We start from the raw sequence: 16,878 nt of genomic DNA on the forward strand, positions 1-16,878 counted from the left end.
CGGAGGTCTCCTTATGGGCGTGGGGAGTCGGGCGCGGGCGCTGCGAGCCGTTACGACGAAGGATTCTGCCCGCTCGGCCCCGTGACCGACAGCGAGGGCGTACGCGCCGATCCGCGGTTCTTCCCCCGGATGAGCCTGAGTCCACGGTTGGATGGTTCCATGACCGACGAGCACGAGCGGATGATGCGGGCCAACCAGGCCAACTGGGACGCGCGGACCCCCGTCCATCTCGCCAGCCGGTTCTACGGGCTGGGCGAGAAGCTCGACCCGGCGCGCTGGTTCGCCGCCTTCGAGTGGGAGGACCTCGGGGACCTGGCCGGCCTCGACGTGCTCCATCTCCAGTGCCACCTCGGCACCGAGACGATCGCCTTCGCCGAGCGCGGCGCGCGGACCGTCGGCCTGGACATCTCCGAGGCGTCCGTGGCGGCCGCTGCCGACATCGCGGCACGGGCGGGCGCCGACGTGACGTACGTACGGGCCAATGTGTACGACGCCGTCGAAGCCCTGGACGGGCGGCGGTTCGACGTGATCTACACCGGCAAGGGCGCCCTGTGCTATCTGCCCGATCTGGACCGCTGGGCCAGCGTCATCGCTCAACTGCTGCGCCTGGGAGGGAGGTTGTACATCGCCGAGTTCCATCCGCTGCTCAACGCGCTGGGCCCCAAGCCCGCCGAGGGCGAGGGCACCGAACTGCTGCTGCGCCACGACTACCTGGGCGGCCGGGACGCCGTGCACCGGAACGCGACCTACACGTACACCGACGGACCGGCCGTCGAGGGCGCGACCGACAGTTACGAGTGGATGCACGGAATGGACGAGGTCATCAACGCGTTGACGAGGGCGGGACTCGGTGTCCGCCGGCTCCGGGAGAGCGACGAGCTTCCCTGGCCGCGCTGGCCGCAGATGGTCCGTACGCCGTCCGGCTGGTGGCGCCTGCCGGAGGGGGAGCCGCGCATTCCGCTGCTGTACGGCCTCCTGGCGGGCCGTTGAGAGCTAGATCACAGCCACTTCGCCACAGGCCGTGGTAGTCTGCACTCAGCACTTGTGTACGCCCCGTCTCGGGCGCCGGTGCTGAATCCCCTTCTTTCGCTGACATCCCCGTCGCGTTTCCGATCGGGCGACCAGCTTCTTCGCATCACCTTCCGAGCGCGGTCAGCCGTAGCTCCTTCAGGTGATCTTCCCCGCCGCACCGAGGCGTGAGCACGCCGCCTCCCCCCGGCACACCCCTCCCTTCTTCATGACCTCATGATTCCGTCCTCGAAAGGACCACCTCTCATGACCACCACACTCGAACACCCTCCCGTACAGAAGCAGCTCCCGGCCCACGCCACCGGTGTCCTCGACATCGCGCACAACGGGCAGGGGTACCTGCGCGCCGCCGAGAGCTGCCTGCCCACGCCGACCGACGTCCAGGTCTCCGCCGCGCTGATCCGCCGTCACGGCCTGCGCAAGGGCGACACCGTCGAAGGCGTACGCGGCGGACCCCGCGCCCTCGCCGAGGTCGAGCGGATCAACGGCCGCACCCCCGAAGAGCTGCGCCGCCGCCCGCACTTCCACGACCTCACCCCGCTGCACCCGCGCGACCGGCTCCGCCTGGAGCACCCGGCGAGCGGCATGGCCGGACGCGTCGTCGACCTGGTCTCCCCCGTCGGCAAGGGCCAGCGCGGTCTGATCGTCGCCCCGCCCAAGACCGGCAAGACGGTACTGCTCCAGCAGCTCGCCGCCGCCGTCGCGGGCAACCACCCCGAATGCCGTCTGATCGTGCTGCTCCTCGACGAGCGGCCCGAAGAGGTCACCGACATGCGGCGCTCCGTCCGTGGCGAGGTCTACGCCTCGACCTTCGACAAGACGCCGAAGCAGCACATCGCCCTGGCCGAGCTCGTCGTCGAGCGCGCCAAGCGGCTCGTCGAACAGGGCGAGGACGTCGTCATCCTGATGGACTCGCTCACCCGGTTGTGCCGCGCGCACAACAACGCGGCCGCCTCCGGTGGCCGCACCCTCAGCGGCGGCGTCGACGCCGCCGCGGTGCACGGTCCCAAGCGGTTCTTCGGCGCCGCGCGCCTCGCCGAGGAGGGCGGCTCGCTCACCATCCTCGCCACCGCCCTGGTGGAGACCGGCTCCCGCGCCGACGACTACTTCTTCGAGGAGCTCAAGAGCACCGGCAACATGGAGCTCCGCCTCGACCGTATCCTCGCCTCACGGCGTGTGTTCCCGGCCGTGGACATCATCCCTTCCGGCACCCGCCGCGAGGAACTGCTCCTGCCCGGGGCCGAGTTGACGGCCGTACGCGGCCTGCGACGCGCCCTGCAGAGCCGGGACGCCCAGGCCGCCCTGGAAACCCTGTTGGAGCGGCTGCGCGCCACGCCGGACAACGCGACCTTCCTGCGTCAGGTCCAGCCGACCCTGCCCACCGCCTGACCCCACCGCGAATCCGCCACGCCGGACCCCCGGACCTCTCCCGCGTGTGGCATCCGGGTACTGCATCCCCTCGCTCGGGCCTGGCACCCCGGCGCACGGCGACTCCGTTCCTACGTTGACAGTATGACAATCGGATTCCCATCCCGGATGGTCGTCTCGTTGACCGCCTTCTCCTGCTCCGCCCTCTGTGTGGCCGGAGCACTGGCCCTCGCGCCGAGTCCGGCCCTCGCCCGCCTCGGTACGGGCCTGCCGAGACCCATGGCCGCCCAGACGCCCTACCTCCAGCGGGCCGGGACACAGGTACGCACACGGTCCGACGCCCCCGCACTGCCGAACGTCTCGGCGCTGTCGTGGGTGGTGGCCGACTCAGGCACCGGCGAGGTGCTCGCCGCGCACGACGCGCACCTCAAGCTGCCGCCCGCCAGCACCCTCAAGACCCTTTTCGCGCTCACCGTGCTCCCGGCGCTGCCCGCCGGCATCCAGCACACCGTCAAGGAGGAGGAACTGGAGGGCATCGGCGACGGCAGCAGCTTGGTGGGCGTGGCCGCGGGGCACACCTACCGCGTGGCCGACCTGTGGCGCGGCGTCTTTCTCAACTCCGGCAACGACGCCGTGCACGTACTGGCCGCGATGAACGGCGGCTGGCACCGGACGGCGGTCCGGATGCAGGCCAAGGCCCGCTCGCTGGGCGCCCTCGACACCCATGTCGAGTCGCCCGACGGCTACGACACCCCCGGCCAGGTCTCGTCGGCGTACGACCTCGCGGTCTTCGGACGGGCCGGCCTGCGCAACCCGGAGTTCGCGCGCTACTGCTCCACCGCCGAGGCCACCTTCCCCGGCGACGGCTACCCGTACCAGATCCAGAACACCAACCGGCTGCTGACCGGCGCCGACGGGGTGGCGCCCTACCCAGGCCTGATCGGCGTCAAGAACGGCTACACCACCAACGCGGGCAACACACTCGTCGCCGCCGCGCACCGGGGCGGACGCACCCTCCTCGTCACGGTGATGAACCCTCAGGCGGGTGGCGGCACCACGGTGTACGAGGAGGCCCGCTCGCTGCTCGACTGGGGCTTCGCGGCCGCCGGGCACGTCGAACCCGTCGGATCGCTCCCCGACAGCCGGTCCGTCCCGGCGGCGGGCGCCTCGCCCGTGCAGGCGAGAACCGGGTCCGCGGGCGGCCCCGACGGCGGCTGGCCGGAGGCGGCCGGAATCCTGGGCGCCGCGGGTCTGGGCGCGGGCGGAGTGGCCCTCGCTCTGCGTCTCAAGGGCGTGCGGGCCACCCGCGACTGACCCGCCGGCAGCCACAGCAACAGCCCCAGTGTGATCCACGTGTACGTGTTGCTGCCGAGGAATCCGTCGAGGCCGGAGGAGTCGTCGAACCAGAGCCACACCACGCTGCTGCACAGCACCGCGTACAGGGCCGCCGCGACCCGCGCCCGGTGCCGGTGCAGCAGTACGGCGAAGGACGGCAGCAGCCAGACGAGGTGGTGCACCCAGGTGATCGGGCTGAGGAGGCAGGCGGCGAGCCCGGTGAGGGCGAACGCGGCCGTCCAGTCCTCGTCGGCCAGCGCCCTCGAGGTCCGCCACGCCCAGACGCACAGGATCAGCAGGGCGGTCGCCGCCCACACGGCCCGACTCGGTTCGCCCGGTGCGGCGAGCCGGGCCAGGACGCCCTGCAGCGACTGGTTGGAGACATAGGCGAGACGTCCGATGCGAGTGGTGTCCCACAGTGCCTCGGACCAGTAGAAACGCGAGGCGTCCGGTGCCGCCCAGGCCGCGAGACCGGTGGCCGCCGCGGCGACGGCCGTCGCGACGCCGGCGGCGCGCCAGCGGCGGCCGAACAGCAGCAGACCGATGAAGAGCGCAGGGGTGAGCTTGATCGCGGCGGCCAGCCCGATGCCGACGCCCGCCCGGCGTCCCCGGCCGGTCGACAGCAGCCAGGCGTCGCTCAGGACGAGGGCCAGCAGCAGCAGGTTGACCTGCCCGAAGCTGAAGGTGTCGCGGACCGGTTCGAGCAGGGTCAGCAGACAGGCCACGAGGGCGTAGCCGTACCAGCCGTAGCGGCGCAGCGCGGGCCCGACCAGGATCCACACCACGAGCGCCAGCGCCACGAGATTGAGCACCACGGAGACGGCGATCGCGATGCGCAGCCCGACAAGCGCCATCGGCAGCATGGCCACGGCCGCGAACGGCGGATAGGTGAATCCGTACGTGGTTCCCGGCACCCAGTAGTCGTAGATCCGGCCGCCGTGATGGACCCAGGCGTCGACGGTGCCGTAGTAGACGCGCAGATCGAACCAGCCGCGCAGCAGCGGCACGGTCGCGGTGAACACGCCCACCGAGACGGCGAGAGAGAGCAGGCCGAGCAGCCGTCGGCCGTCGGTGTCCAGATGTCTCATGCCGTCCGTCCCAGCACCGGCGGCTGCGCCGGCTCCTCGGCCCTGGCGGCCTGACGGGCCTGCCAGAGCACGACGAGGGCGAGCGCGCCGCCGGATACGGCCAGCACCACCTGATCCACGTCCGGCGGTCCGCCACTGGGCAGGACGGCGAGCGCGAGTACCGCACTGGCCGCCGCGACCCGGTGGCGCACCGAGCCGTTGGGCGCCGCGGCGGCGATGAGGAACAGGCCCCACAGGGCGTACCAGGGCCGGATCGCGGGACCGAACACGGCGACCGCGCCCAGGCTCAGGCCCAGCGCGTAGATGGGGCCCGGCCGCAGGCGCAGCCATATGAACAGGACGACCAGGACGGTCACCACCAGCCCGGTCGCGTGCCAGACGGGCATCGCCAGCGGGGCGAGACCGCTGCCGAGATCCTCCAACAGGGCGCCGGTGGCGCGGCCGAGGACGCTGGTGGGCGACCAGTTGTGCGGGGAGACGGGGGTCTTCAGGGCCGCTATCCAGCCGTACCCCGTGCCCGCCACGGCGGTCACCGCGGCCGTGGTGGCGAGCGCGACCCCGGTCGTGGTCAGGACCGTGCGTACTGCTCCGCGACGCCCGCGCAGCGCCACCACCGCCAGCAGGCCGAGCACGGCCGGCGCCTTGACCAGTGCGGCGAGGGTGATGAGGACGACGCCCAGCAGGTGCCATCGGCCGCGCGCGGCGACCAGGCCGACGCCGAGCAGTCCCAGCATGATGGCGTCGTTGTGCGCACCGGCCACCAGGTGCAGCAGCACGAGCGGGTTGAGCGCGCCGAGCCACAGCGCGGCGGCCGGATCGGCACCGCTGTGCCGGGCGAGGCGGGGCAGCGCCGCCGCCATCAGGCCGACGCCGAGCAGCGCGACCAGGCGCATGCCGAGCAGGCCGGCCGGTATCTCCCCGCGGGTGAGGCCGGACAGCGCGGAGGCGACGGCGAGGAAGACCGGACCGTACGGCGTCGAGGTCTGCTGCCACACCGGTGCCACCTCGTCGGCGAGCGGCCCGCCGAGCTGCGCGGGCCCGTTGGCGTACACGTCGATGTGCGCGTCGACCATGGCGCCCTGCGCGAGATAGCTGTACACGTCCCTGCTGAACAGCGGCGGCGCGAGCAGCAGCGGCGCCGCCCACGCGGCGAGCACCAGGAGCAGTGCGCGTGGCGTCGGCGGCTCTGGACCGCGTACGACCTTGCCGAGCAGCACCCACGCGGCGATCAGCAGGACGACGCCGAAGTAGACCCCGACCACGCCGAGTACGGCACGCGCGGAGCCGGGGGCGAGGAAGTCCCGCGTGGGCAGGGCGCCGGCCGTCTCACCGCCGAGCGCGAGGAAGGCGGTACCGGTCAGGCCCAGGGCCTGACAGCGGTGGAGATCGAAGGGAGCCTTGGCCAACACTTGGCAAGCGTGTCAAGGGCGGGTGGCCGGACAGCGACGTCGTGCCTTCCCGGCGGCATCCGTGGAGTTACCTCCGCGTGGCGCTCCGTCGGGTGCGGGTGCGTGGTGGCTTGTCGCGCCCACGCGGCGGAGCCGCATCGTGTCACAGCCCCGCGCCCCTGACGGGGGCGCTCCACCGAGCCGGGACGGGGTGAACCCCACCCGTACGGACTCAGAACACCGACACGCCCGTCAGTGTCGTGAAGCGGTCCAGGGCCGCCACGCCCGCCACCGAGTTGCCCCGCTCGTCCAGACCTGGGCTCCACACGCACAGGGTGCAGCGGCCTGGGACCACCGCGATGATGCCGCCGCCTACGCCACTCTTGCCGGGGAGGCCGACGCGGTAGGCGAATTCGCCCGCCGCGTCGTATGTGCCGCACGTCAGCATGACCGCGTTGACCTGCTTGGCCTGGCTCTGGGTGAGCAGTCGGGAGCCGTCGGCGCGGATGCCGTGCCGGGCCAGGAAGCTCGTGGCGAGGGCGAGGTCGGCGCAGGACGCCTCGATCGAGCACTGGCGGAAGTACTGGTCGAGGAGGACCGGCACCGGGTTGTCGATATTGCCGTACGAGGCCATGAAGTGGCCGAGGGCCGCGTTGCGGTCGCCGCGGGTGGCCTCGGAGGCGGCCACCTCCTTGTCGAAGGTGAGGTCGGCGTTGCCGCTCTCCGCACGGAGGAAGGCCAGCAGGGTGCCGGCCGCGTCGCCGGTACGGGTCTGGAGCCGGTCGGTGACGACCAGGGCGCCCGCGTTGATGAAGGGATTGCGAGGGATGCCGTTCTCGTACTCCAGCTGCACCAGCGAGTTGAAGGGGTTGCCGGAGGGCTCGCGACCGACGTGTTCCCACAGTTCGTCGCCCTCACGGGCGAGGTCGAGGGCGAGCGTGAAGACCTTGGTGATGGACTGCGTGGAGAACGGCTGCCGCCAGTCCCCCACGCCGTACACCGTGCCGTCGAGCTCGGCCACGGCCATGCCGAAGCGCCGGGGGTCGCAGGCGGCCAGCGCCGGGATGTAGTCGGCGGGCCGCCCGCGGCCGGGTGTCTGCCCGATCTCGGTGGCGATGCGCTCCAGGACCGGCTGGAAGGTCGGGGACGACGGATACGACGAAGCAGCCATGATCACCATTGTGCCGCCGGGCCGGTCCCGGTGCGCATCGGGTCACACCGCCTGCGGGCTGCCGCTGCCCGCGATCACCTCGGGCCGCAGCAGCGCCGCCAGCCGCTCAGCGGGCAACAGGCCCTTCTCCAGGACGAGTTCGGCGACGCCGCGCCCGGTGGCGAGGGCCTCCTTGGCGATGTCGGTGGCGGCCGTGTACCCGATGTGCGGGTTCAGGGCGGTCACCAGGCCGATGGAGTTCTCGACCGCGGCGCGCAGGACCTCCGTGTTGGCGGTGATCCCGGTGACGCAACGCTCTGCGAGGGTCAGGCAGGCGGTACGCAGGTGGGTGAGGCTCTCGGACAGGGAGTGCAGGATGATCGGCTCGAAGGCGTTGAGCTGGAGCTGCCCCGCTTCCGCGGCCATGGTGATGGTGACGTCGTTGCCGATGACCTCGAAGGCGACCTGGTTGACGACCTCGGGGATCACCGGGTTGACCTTGCCGGGCATGATGCTCGAACCGGCCTGCACCGGCGGCAGGTTGATCTCGTTGAGGCCCGCGCGCGGCCCGGAGGACAGCAGCCGCAGGTCGTTGCAGCTCTTCGACAGCTTCACCGCGATCCGCTTGAGCACGCCGGACATCTGGACGAAGGCGCCGCAGTCCTGGGTGGCCTCGACCAGGTTGGCGGCGGTGACCAGGGGCAGCCCGGTGATCGCGGCGAGGTGGCGGCGGGCGGATTCCGCGTATCCGGCGGGGGCGTTGAGGCCGGTACCGATGGCCGTGGCGCCGAGGTTGATCTCGTGGATCAGCTCGACGGCCTCGGCGAGACGGCTGCGGTCCTCGTCGAGCATCACCGCGTACGCCGAGAACTCCTGCCCGAGGGTCATCGGCACCGCGTCCTGGAGCTGGGTACGCCCCATCTTCAACACGTCGCGGAACTCGAAGGCCTTGGCGGCGAAGGCGTCCTGGAGCACGGCCATCGCCTTGAGCAGCTCGCGCACCGCGAAGACGGTGGCGACCTTGACGGCGGTGGGGTAGACGTCGTTGGTCGACTGGCCGAGGTTGACGTCCTCGTTGGGGTGCAGGTACTGGTATTCGCCCTTGGCACGGCCGAGGAGCTCCAACGCCCGGTTGGCGACGACCTCGTTGGCGTTCATGTTCGTCGAGGTGCCGGCGCCGCCCTGGATCACGTCGACGACGAACTGGTCGTGCAGCTTGCCGGCGCGGATCTCCCGGCAGGCCGCGACGATGGCCATGGCCTTCTCCGGTTCCAGCAGGCCGAGTTCCTCGTTGGCACGGGCGGCGGCCTCCTTGACGGCGGCCAGGGCCTCGATCAGATGCGGGTAGGCGGAGATCGACGTTCCCGTGATGGGGAAGTTCTCGGTGGCGCGCAGGGAGTGGATGCCCCAGTACGCCTCGGCCGGGACGTCACGGTCCCCGAGCAGATCGTGTTCACTGCGGTGCGCTACGGCGACGGTCATGACTGAGCGGTCCTCTTTCGGAGGGGTGGGAGTGGGATGGGTGAGGCGGTCGGGGGCGAGCCGTTTCCGGGCCCGAGGTGCACGGGCCCAAGGGGCGCGGGGAACTGCGCGACCAGCCACAACGGCCCGCACTCGGCGACGCACCCCCACGACCTGGTCGCACACCGCTCAGCCCGGGAGCGGATCGAGCGCCCGGGCGGGGCGAAGCCCGCCCACCACGGCACCGCCTCCGAGCAACGGCACGGCGCCGAACTCCGCAAGCAACGCCGGGGCGACCCCCGCGCGCGCCAGCGCCGCCGCGGCCACCGGCCCACGCGCCCGGTCCGCACCGTCGGCGATCTTCACGGCGACGGCCCGGCCGTCGGGCAGCGCGGCCATCTGGACGCCCTCGAAGCCGTCCTTGGTGAGCAGTCCCGGAACGGCCCGCATCAGCGCCGCGACATCGCGGCCGGAGCCGGACGCCATCTCGGCGTGCTCGCGCATCGCGTCGGCGACCCGCGCCTCGGGGGTGCCGGCCGGTGCGGTGGTGATCCGGGCGGCGGCGCGGGCGAGCCCGTGCAGCGAGACGGAGAAGAGGGGCGCGCCACAACCGTCGACGGTGACCTGGGCGATCGCCTGCCCCGTGAGGTCCTCGACGATCTCCGCGACGGCCTGCTGGAGGGGGTGACCCGGGTCAAGGTAGTCGTCGAGGGACCAGCCGTTGAGCCGGGCGGTCATCAGCATGGCGGCGTGTTTGCCGGAACAGTTCTGCGCGAGCCGGGACGGCAGCCGCCCCTCGCGGATCCAGGCGTCCCGCACGACCGGGTCGTACGGCAGGTCGGGCACGTTGCGCAGGTCGTCCTCGGTGACTCCGGCCAGTTCCAGGATCCGCCGGGTCCCGGCCAGGTGCCGCTCCTCGCCCGAGTGACTGGCCGCGGCCAGCGCGAGCAGTTCGCCGTCCAGCGGCAGTCCCGCCCGCAGCATCGCCACCGCCTGGACGGGCTTGAGTGCCGAGCGCGGGTGGAACGCGGCCTCGATGTCGCCGATCTGGAGGTCGACGCCGCCGTCGGCGGCCAGTACGACCACCGAGCCGTAGTGGATGCCTTCGACGACTCCACCGCGGACGAGGTGGGCGACGGGGGCGTGCAGGGGTTCGCGGATCACCGGGGCGGCGGCGATCGAGGCGGCGTACGTCATGCTCGTGCTCACGCGTCCACTCCGTCACGGATGCCGGAGACCCGGCGGCGCACCCCGTACCACCCGGCGACCAGCGCCACGGCGATCAGCGGCAGACACAGCACGGTGGTGCGCCCCGCTCCCCCGTCGGCGTACATCAGGACGAGGACGGACACGAGGAAGCCGATCGTCACGAGCTCGGTCCACGGCGAGCCGGGCAGGCGGTAGCTCGGCCGGGTCAGCTCGCCGCGCTGGGTCTTCCGCCAGAACAGCACATGGCAGAGCATGATCATGCCCCAGGTGGCGAGGATACCGATGGCGGCGAAGTTCAGGACGATCTCGAAGGCGTCGGCGGGGACCACGAAGTTGAGGCCGACACCGAGGACGCAGATCCCGCTGGTGAGCAGGATGCCGCCGTACGGGACCTGGCTGCGGCTCATCACGCCGGTGAACCTGGGAGCGGAGCCCGACATCGCCATGGAGCGCAGGATGCGGCCGGTGGAGTAGAGGCCGGAGTTGAGGGACGACATGGCCGCGGTGAGCACGACCAGGTTCATCACGCCGCCCGCCGCCGGGATTCCGATGTTCGACAGGACGGTCACGAAGGGGCTCTGGCCCGCGCTGTACTTGTTCCAGGGCAGCAGCATCGAGAGCAGGACGACCGAACCGACGTAGAACAGGCCGACACGCCACATGATCGAGTTGATCGCCTTCGGCATGATCTTCTCGGGGTTCTCCGTCTCGCCCGCCGCGACACCGACCAGCTCGACGGAGGCGTAGGCGAAGACGACGCCCTGGATGATCAGCAGCATCGGCAGCAGGCCGTTGGGGAAGATTCCGCCGTTGTCGGTGATCAGGGACGGGCCGGGGGTGGTGCCGTCGACGGGGTGCTGGGTGACCAGCAGGAAGATGCCGATGAGCATGAAGACGACGAGCGCGCTCACCTTGATGATCGCGAACCAGAACTCCAGTTCGCCGAACATGCGTACGGATATCAGGTTCACCGTGAGGACGACGGCGAGCGCGACGAGCGCGATCACCCACTGCGGGATGTCGGAGAACATGCCCCAGTAGTGGGTGTAGACGGCCACGGCGGTGATGTCGGCGATACCGGTGGTGGCCCAGTTCAGGAAGTACATCCAGCCGGCGACGTACGCGCCCTTCTCCCCCAGGAACTCCCGGGCGTACGACACGAAGGCGCCGGAGGACGGCCGGTACAGGACGAGTTCGCCGAGCGCGCGCACGACGAGGAAGGCGAAGACGCCGCACACCGCGTACGCCACGAAGAGGGAGGGGCCGGCGTCGGCCAGCCGGCCGCCCGCGCCGAGGAACAGGCCGGTGCCGATGGCACCGCCGATGGCGATCATGTTGACGTGCCGGGACTTCAGCGACTTGCTGTAACCCGCGTCTCCGGCGTCGACGTGCGCGGCCGGTTTGCCTGCCGATGTGGCCTCGTCTTTGAGGGACTGCTCGCTCACGCCTCGGGTCCGCCTTCCGTGGGGATGTCCGTACGCGCGGGGCGCACGATGTCGGTGAGGGTGGTCTCCACGCGGTCGAGGTGATGGGACATCGCCTCCACCGCGTCGTGTTCACTGCCGTCGATCAGCGCTTCGACGATCGCCCGGTGCTCACGGTTGGACTGTTCGCGCCGCCCGCCGAGCTCGTTGAGGAAGGCGGACTGGCGGGCCAGAGCGTCCCGGATCTCTTCGATCACCCTGCGGAAGACCGGGTTCTGCGAGGCCTCGGCGACCGCGATGTGGAAGATCGTGTCCATCGCGACCCACGCCGTGGTGTCGGTCTCCCGCTCCATCCGGTCCAGCAGATGGGCCAGGTGGTCGAGGTTCTCCGGGGTGCGGCGCACCGCCGCGTAACCGGCGACCGGGATCTCGACGTGGCGGCGCACCTCGAGCAGGTCGCTGGCCGCGTAGTCGCCGAAGGTGGGGTCCTCGACCGTGTTGGCGACCACAAAGGTGCCCTTGCCCGTACGGGACACGGTCAGGCCCATCACCTGCAGGGCCCGCAGCGCCTCGCGGAGCACCGGCCGGCTGACCTCCAGGCGGCGGCACAGCTCGGCCTCGGAGGGGAGCTTGTCACCGATGGCGTATTCGCCGCGCTCGATGGCGCTGCGAAGGTGGGTGAGCACCGCTTCCATGGCGCTGACGCGCCGCGGTACCGATCCACCTGTCTGGCTGTCTGACAGGTTCACGGGGGTGATCCTGCGGGTGACAAGAGGGGGCTGTCAAGGGGAGTGAAAAGAAACATTCAGGGGGCGCGAAGCCTGTAAACCGGCTTCGCACCCCCTGTGAGCTGCTGTTTCCGCGATCAGCTGGCGAGGGTCCCGCTCGCCAGCAGCCCGAACAGTGCCAGACCGATCACGATCCGGTAGATCACGAAGGCGTTGAAGGAGTGCTTGGCGACGAACTTCAGCAGCCAGGCGATCGACCCGTAGGCGACGACGAAGGAGACGATCGTGCCGACGGCGAGCGGCGCGGCGCCCACCCCCGTACCCAGGGCGTCCTTGAGCTCGTACAGACCGGCGCCGGTGAGGGCGGGGATGCCGAGGAAGAAGGAGAGCCGGGTGGCGGCGACCCGATCCAGGTCCAGGATCAGCGCGGTCGACATCGTGGCGCCGGAGCGCGAGAAGCCCGGGAAGAGCAGCGCGAGGATCTGCGAACAACCGACCAGCATCGCGTCCTTGAAGGACGTGTCGTCCTCACCGCGCTTGTGGCGTCCCATCTGGTCCGCCGCCCACATCACACCACTGCCGACGATCAGCGAGCCCGCGACCACCCACAGGGAGCCGAGCGCCCCGTCGATGAGCGGCTTGGCGGCGAGGCCCACGATCACGATCGGGACGGTGGCGTAGATGACCCACCAGGCGAACTTGTAGTCGTGGTGCTGCCGCTCCTCGCGGTTGCGCAGCCCCCGGCCCCACGCGGAGACGATCCGCACGATGTCCTTGAAGAAGTACACCAGTACGGCGGCGATCGCGCCGACCTGGATGACCGCCGAGAACCCGACGACGGCCTTGTCGTCGACCGGGATGTTCATCAGCCCCTCGGTGATCTTGAGGTGGCCGGTGGAGGAGACGGGGAGGAACTCGGTCACTCCCTCGACGACTCCGAGGACGACGGCCTGACCGACGTTGATGACGCTCATGGGATCCAGTTCTAGGTCTGAGGGGTTGATGATGAGGAAGGTTGGTCGACAGTGCTGTAGACAGTCTTACTATGCGCGAGTGACGTCCGATGCCTAGGCCCACAACGCCTGGGCGAACGAGACACCCGCGAACGCCGCGCCGAGCCCGGCCGTCACGCTCACGAGCACGTTGGCCGCAGCGTAGAACCCCGCGCCGGTCTCGGTCAGCCGTAGTGTCTCGTACGAGAACGTCGAGTATGTGGTCAGCGCCCCGCACAGGCCGGTCCCGAGGAACAGCTGAAGGTGGGACCCCGCGGTCCCCGCGGCGACCGCGCCGGTCAGCAGGCCGAGAACCAGACAGCCGACGACGTTGACCGCGAAGGTGCCCCAGGGGAAGACGGTGTCGTGCCTGGTCTGCACCGCACGGTCGGTCAGATAGCGCAGGGGCGCGCCGACCATTCCGCCGACGATCACCAGCAGCCAGTTCACAACTACCTCTTACCTTTCTTGCCCGTTTTGTCGGATTCGCCGTCACGTCCCGCATACCGGATGACTTCGCAGTCGTCGAGGATCACCAGCCCCTCGCCGACGAGTTCGTCGAGCTGGGGCAGGAAGGCACGGACGCGGTCCTCGGTGTCCACGATGACGATCGCCACCGGCAGGTCCTCGCTCAGCGACAACAGCCGCGAGGTGTGGATCAGCGAGGAGGCGCCGAAGCCCTCGATGCCACGGAAGACGCTCGCGCCGGCCAGTCCCGCCGCGTGGGCGCGGTGCACGATCTCCGTGTACAGCGGCTTGTGGTGCCAGACGTCGTTCTCGCCGATGAAGATCGTCACCCGTAGGGCGCTGCCCGTCAGCCGTGTCATCGCTGCCTCCTTACCAGGGCGCGGCGGGTCGCGGTCACCGCGAGCCACACCGCCGTGAGCGCCGCGCACAAGGTCGCGGCGAGATAGGCGAGGCCGGTTCCGGGGTGGCCCGAGTCGACCAGTTTCCGGATGTCCACGGCGTACGTCGAAAAGGTGGTGAACCCTCCCAGCACACCGGTGCCGAAGAAGGGCCGCACGAGTCGGTGGGCCGCCCACACATCCGTGATGACGACCATGAAGACGCCGATCACCGCACAGCCGATGACGTTGACCCAGAACGTGGTCCAGGGGAACCCGCCCGTCTCCACGGGCCACAGCCGCGCGGCCCCGTACCGGGCGGTGGCGCCGATGGCTCCGCCGAGCGAGACCATCGCCACGACCGGAGCCTGGCCGTGCCAGGGGGACGCGGGCCGCGGGGTCGGCCGTGCGGGGGCACCCGGCTCGTCGACGCGCTCGGGATGCGGGACTGTCATGACGTACTTCTCCTACTCGCCGGGCCCGGGCCCCCGGGCACACCTCATCGCAAGTAGGGACCGTTGGCGGCATCAGCGCCGCGGTTCGGGTACGGCGGGCCCCACCGCCGCGCCGCGACACATGATCGCGGCCGCTGAACAGGGTAACGCCGACCCCATCGCCCTCGCACACTCGACCGGGGCACGCGGCGCCCCCGCCGCCCCTCCCACGCTTCCTCTCCCCGCCCTACCAGCCCTTCTCGAACAGGGAGCGGACCTCCGCGATGCGGTACTCGTCGCGGCGGTAGAGCGTGCGTCGCCCGATCTTCCTCGCGCGCAGCAGCCCGACCCCGACGAGGAGATCGAGGTGGGTGCGGGCGACGGCGTGGCTCACGCCGAGCTTGGTGGCGAGGGTGGCCGCGTCGACGCCGTCGAGGAGAGAGCCGTGGCGCTCGGGCGGGAAGTGCGCGGCGGGGTCCCGCAGCCACTCCAGGATGTCCAGCCGTTGCCCGCCGACGGGAACCCTCAGCATCTCGTCCCCCCTGCTCTTCGTGATGGTGGCGCTGTGTCACCACTGTCCCGCAGCCCGGAGCGACCCGCACGGGACTTCCACGCCTGCGCGCGGCCCGAAAGTCCCTGGACGACCACAAGGGCCCGGCCGCCGCGGCAGCCGGGCCCTCATGTCATCGACGGTGACTGATCAGGCCGCTGATCAGGTGGCTGATCAGCGGTGGCCGAACTGCGACATGGCGGGCAGCGCCTTGTCGTCGAAGCCGAACAGCGCCTGGTTCTCCCAGCCGTTGCCGGACGTGGCGTCGGCCGGGTCCCAGCCGTTGCCGGTGACGGCGGTCCAGGTGGCCTCCCAGTAGAAGACACCGAGGCCGCGGCCGTTCGGGACGGCCTCCACGACGTTCATCACGTCCCGCAGCCACGCGGACTGCCCGGCGGTGGTGGCCGGGTAGCCGGAAACCAGCTCACCGGTCGTGTCGATCTGGTTGACGAGCGAGTCGTCGCTGTCGAGACGGAAGGGGTAGGCCGTCTCGGCCAGGAACACCGGCTTGCCGTAGCGCGCGGCCGCGTCGTCCAGGGTCGTCTGGAAGTCGGAGAGCGGGCCGTGCCAGTAGCCGTAGTAGGACAGGCCGATGGCGTCGAACTTCACGCCGCTTGAGACCGCGTTGTCGAACCACCAGCGGGTGCCGGACAGGTCGCCGCCCTTGGCGAGGTGCAGCGCGACGGTCGTCGACGAGCTGACGGCCTTGACGGCGTCGTAGCCGGAGTTGAGGAGCCCGGCAAGCTGCGACCAGTTGTCGGTGGAGCCCTCGGACCACAGCATCCCGCCGTTGATCTCGTTGCCGACCTGGACCATGTCGGCGGTGGTGCCCTGCGCCTTCAGCGCGTTGAGGACGTCGTACGTGTGGTTGTAGACGTCCGTCTTCAGCTGGCTGTAGGAGTGGCCCGCCCAGGCGGCCGGCTTGGTCTGGGCGCCGGGATCGGCCCAGGTGTCCGAGTAGTGGAAGTCGACCAGGAGCTTCATGCCCTGCGCCTTGATGCGCTTGGCCATCGCCAGGACGCGCGTCTTGTTGTTGTAACCGTCGGCGGGGTTCACCCAGACCTTCAGGCGCGCGTAGTTCATACCTGCGGACTTCAGGATGGCGAGCGCGTCACCGGTGGTGCCGGAGCTGGTCCTGTAGACGCCGCCGAGGGCCTCGCTCTTGGCGAGGGAGGAGATGTCGGAGCCCTTGACGGAGAGCCCGGTGGCGCTGCCGGAGGTGAACGTCAGGTCGTCGACGTTGATCCAGTTGCCCGCGTTGGCATCGGAGTCGATGCTGATCGTGCACTGGTTGCCGGTCACCACGACGGGGACGACGAGGTGTATCCATCCGCTGCTGGAGACCGGCAGGTCGGTGCGCTGCTCGGTGCCGCCGCAGTTCTTCAGCGCGAGGTAGGCGGAGTTCTGGCCGCCGCCCGAGCGCACCCAGGCGGTGAGCCGGTAGTTCCCGTTGGTCAGTCCGGAGAGGTACTGGTACGTCTCCACCTTGTAGGCGGCGGAGGAGTACTGCGTGAGGCGGTAACCACCGCTGTGGCCCCCGGCCTCCACGTAGGAGGCGCCGGTGTCGCCGTACTCCGACCAGCCGGCGGGCGTGGCCGTGCCGGCGCCGTCGGCCTCGAATCCGGCGTTGGTGAGGGTGCTCGCCGCCTGTGCCGTCTGCGCGGGCAGGGCGGTGAGGGCCAGCCCGGCCGCGAGCGGCAGCAGCAGGGTCCTGAGTGTGCGTCTGGGATGGAACATCTTCGTCCGTCGTCCCTTCGACGTGATGGGAATGGGGGTGCCCCCGGAGTGGCTCTGGGGGCGCCCCCTCCGCCCGCGGCTCTCGTGGCACTCACGGGCGGAGGGGAGTTCGGCTCGGCCGCGGGGCCCTGCGACCCGGC

The 16,878-nt window shown here is 70.7% G+C and carries 15 protein-coding genes and 1 pseudogene; 3 read left to right on the top strand and 13 right to left on the bottom strand.

Features of this window, described 5'->3' with window-relative positions:
• The first annotated feature begins 159 nt into the window (after positions 1 to 159).
• The 3 genes and pseudogenes from AAFF41_RS07440 to AAFF41_RS07450 form a co-directional block, all read left to right on the top strand.
• Complete coding sequence (locus AAFF41_RS07440) at positions 160 to 990, top strand: class I SAM-dependent methyltransferase (protein ID WP_319745751.1); 831 nt, start codon at positions 160 to 162, stop codon at positions 988 to 990.
• A 285-nt stretch (positions 991 to 1,275) separates the two neighbouring features.
• A complete protein-coding gene (rho, locus tag AAFF41_RS07445; protein WP_319745749.1) occupies positions 1,276 to 2,418 on the top strand; it encodes a transcription termination factor Rho in 1,143 nt (380 codons plus the stop codon).
• Between the two features lie 258 nt (positions 2,419 to 2,676).
• Positions 2,677 to 3,375 (top strand): annotated as a pseudogene (locus AAFF41_RS07450) (D-alanyl-D-alanine carboxypeptidase family protein); the annotation flags it as partial.
• A gap of 59 nt (positions 3,376 to 3,434) precedes the next feature.
• Here the strand turns inward: AAFF41_RS07450 and AAFF41_RS07455 are convergent.
• The 13 genes from AAFF41_RS07455 to AAFF41_RS07515 all read right to left on the bottom strand — a co-directional run bounded on the left by AAFF41_RS07455 (position 3,435) and on the right by AAFF41_RS07515 (position 16,738).
• Positions 3,435 to 4,820 (bottom strand): glycosyltransferase 87 family protein, encoded by a 1,386-nt coding sequence (locus AAFF41_RS07455; protein WP_343323731.1) that lies wholly within the window; start codon positions 4,818 to 4,820, stop codon positions 3,435 to 3,437.
• A complete protein-coding gene (gene mptB, locus AAFF41_RS07460) occupies positions 4,817 to 6,229 on the bottom strand; it encodes a polyprenol phosphomannose-dependent alpha 1,6 mannosyltransferase MptB (protein WP_319745744.1) in 1,413 nt (470 codons plus the stop codon). The genes AAFF41_RS07455 and mptB overlap by 4 nt, the downstream gene beginning before the upstream one ends.
• A 211-nt stretch (positions 6,230 to 6,440) precedes the next feature.
• A complete protein-coding gene (locus tag AAFF41_RS07465; RefSeq protein WP_319745742.1) occupies positions 6,441 to 7,388 on the bottom strand; it encodes a glutaminase in 948 nt (315 codons plus the stop codon).
• A 33-nt stretch (positions 7,389 to 7,421) separates the two neighbouring features.
• A complete protein-coding gene (gene aspA, locus AAFF41_RS07470) occupies positions 7,422 to 8,840 on the bottom strand; it encodes an aspartate ammonia-lyase (RefSeq protein WP_319745740.1) in 1,419 nt (472 codons plus the stop codon).
• A 168-nt stretch (positions 8,841 to 9,008) separates the two neighbouring features.
• Positions 9,009 to 10,016 carry an asparaginase gene (locus AAFF41_RS07475; protein ID WP_319746083.1) on the bottom strand — a complete coding sequence of 336 codons (1,008 nt, stop codon included), beginning with the start codon at positions 10,014 to 10,016 and terminating at the stop codon, positions 9,009 to 9,011.
• 8 nt (positions 10,017 to 10,024) lie between these two features.
• Positions 10,025 to 11,473: an amino acid permease gene (locus AAFF41_RS07480; protein ID WP_343323732.1), complete on the bottom strand. Its 1,449-nt coding sequence runs from the start codon at positions 11,471 to 11,473 to the stop codon at positions 10,025 to 10,027.
• A complete protein-coding gene (locus tag AAFF41_RS07485) occupies positions 11,470 to 12,201 on the bottom strand; it encodes a FadR/GntR family transcriptional regulator (RefSeq protein ID WP_079089229.1) in 732 nt (243 codons plus the stop codon). Before AAFF41_RS07485 ends, AAFF41_RS07480 begins: the two co-directional genes overlap by 4 nt.
• A gap of 116 nt (positions 12,202 to 12,317) precedes the next feature.
• On the bottom strand, positions 12,318 to 13,154 hold the full coding sequence (locus tag AAFF41_RS07490) for an undecaprenyl-diphosphate phosphatase (protein WP_319745736.1): 837 nt from the start codon (positions 13,152 to 13,154) through the stop codon (positions 12,318 to 12,320).
• A 93-nt stretch (positions 13,155 to 13,247) separates the two neighbouring features.
• The gene (gene crcB, locus AAFF41_RS07495; protein WP_190169374.1) at positions 13,248 to 13,622 is read right to left on the bottom strand and encodes a fluoride efflux transporter CrcB; all 375 of its coding nucleotides are present in this window, start codon (positions 13,620 to 13,622) and stop codon (positions 13,248 to 13,250) included.
• A gap of 2 nt (positions 13,623 to 13,624) precedes the next feature.
• Positions 13,625 to 13,999, bottom strand: a complete 375-nt coding sequence (locus tag AAFF41_RS07500) for a DUF190 domain-containing protein (RefSeq protein ID WP_319745734.1) — start codon at positions 13,997 to 13,999, stop codon at positions 13,625 to 13,627.
• Positions 13,996 to 14,472: a fluoride efflux transporter CrcB gene (gene crcB / locus AAFF41_RS07505; RefSeq protein WP_343323733.1), complete on the bottom strand. Its 477-nt coding sequence runs from the start codon at positions 14,470 to 14,472 to the stop codon at positions 13,996 to 13,998. Before crcB (AAFF41_RS07505) ends, AAFF41_RS07500 begins: the two co-directional genes overlap by 4 nt.
• A 226-nt stretch (positions 14,473 to 14,698) precedes the next feature.
• Complete coding sequence (locus tag AAFF41_RS07510) at positions 14,699 to 14,983, bottom strand: ArsR family transcriptional regulator (RefSeq protein ID WP_319745730.1); 285 nt, start codon at positions 14,981 to 14,983, stop codon at positions 14,699 to 14,701.
• Positions 14,984 to 15,175: 192 nt separating this feature from the next.
• Positions 15,176 to 16,738: a glycosyl hydrolase 53 family protein gene (locus AAFF41_RS07515; RefSeq protein ID WP_343323734.1), complete on the bottom strand. Its 1,563-nt coding sequence runs from the start codon at positions 16,736 to 16,738 to the stop codon at positions 15,176 to 15,178.
• Positions 16,739 to 16,878 lie beyond the last annotated feature (140 nt).

Origin of the sequence: Streptomyces mirabilis (assembly GCF_039503195.1) — a bacterium.
Lineage (GTDB): Bacteria > Actinomycetota > Actinomycetes > Streptomycetales > Streptomycetaceae > Streptomyces > Streptomyces mirabilis_D.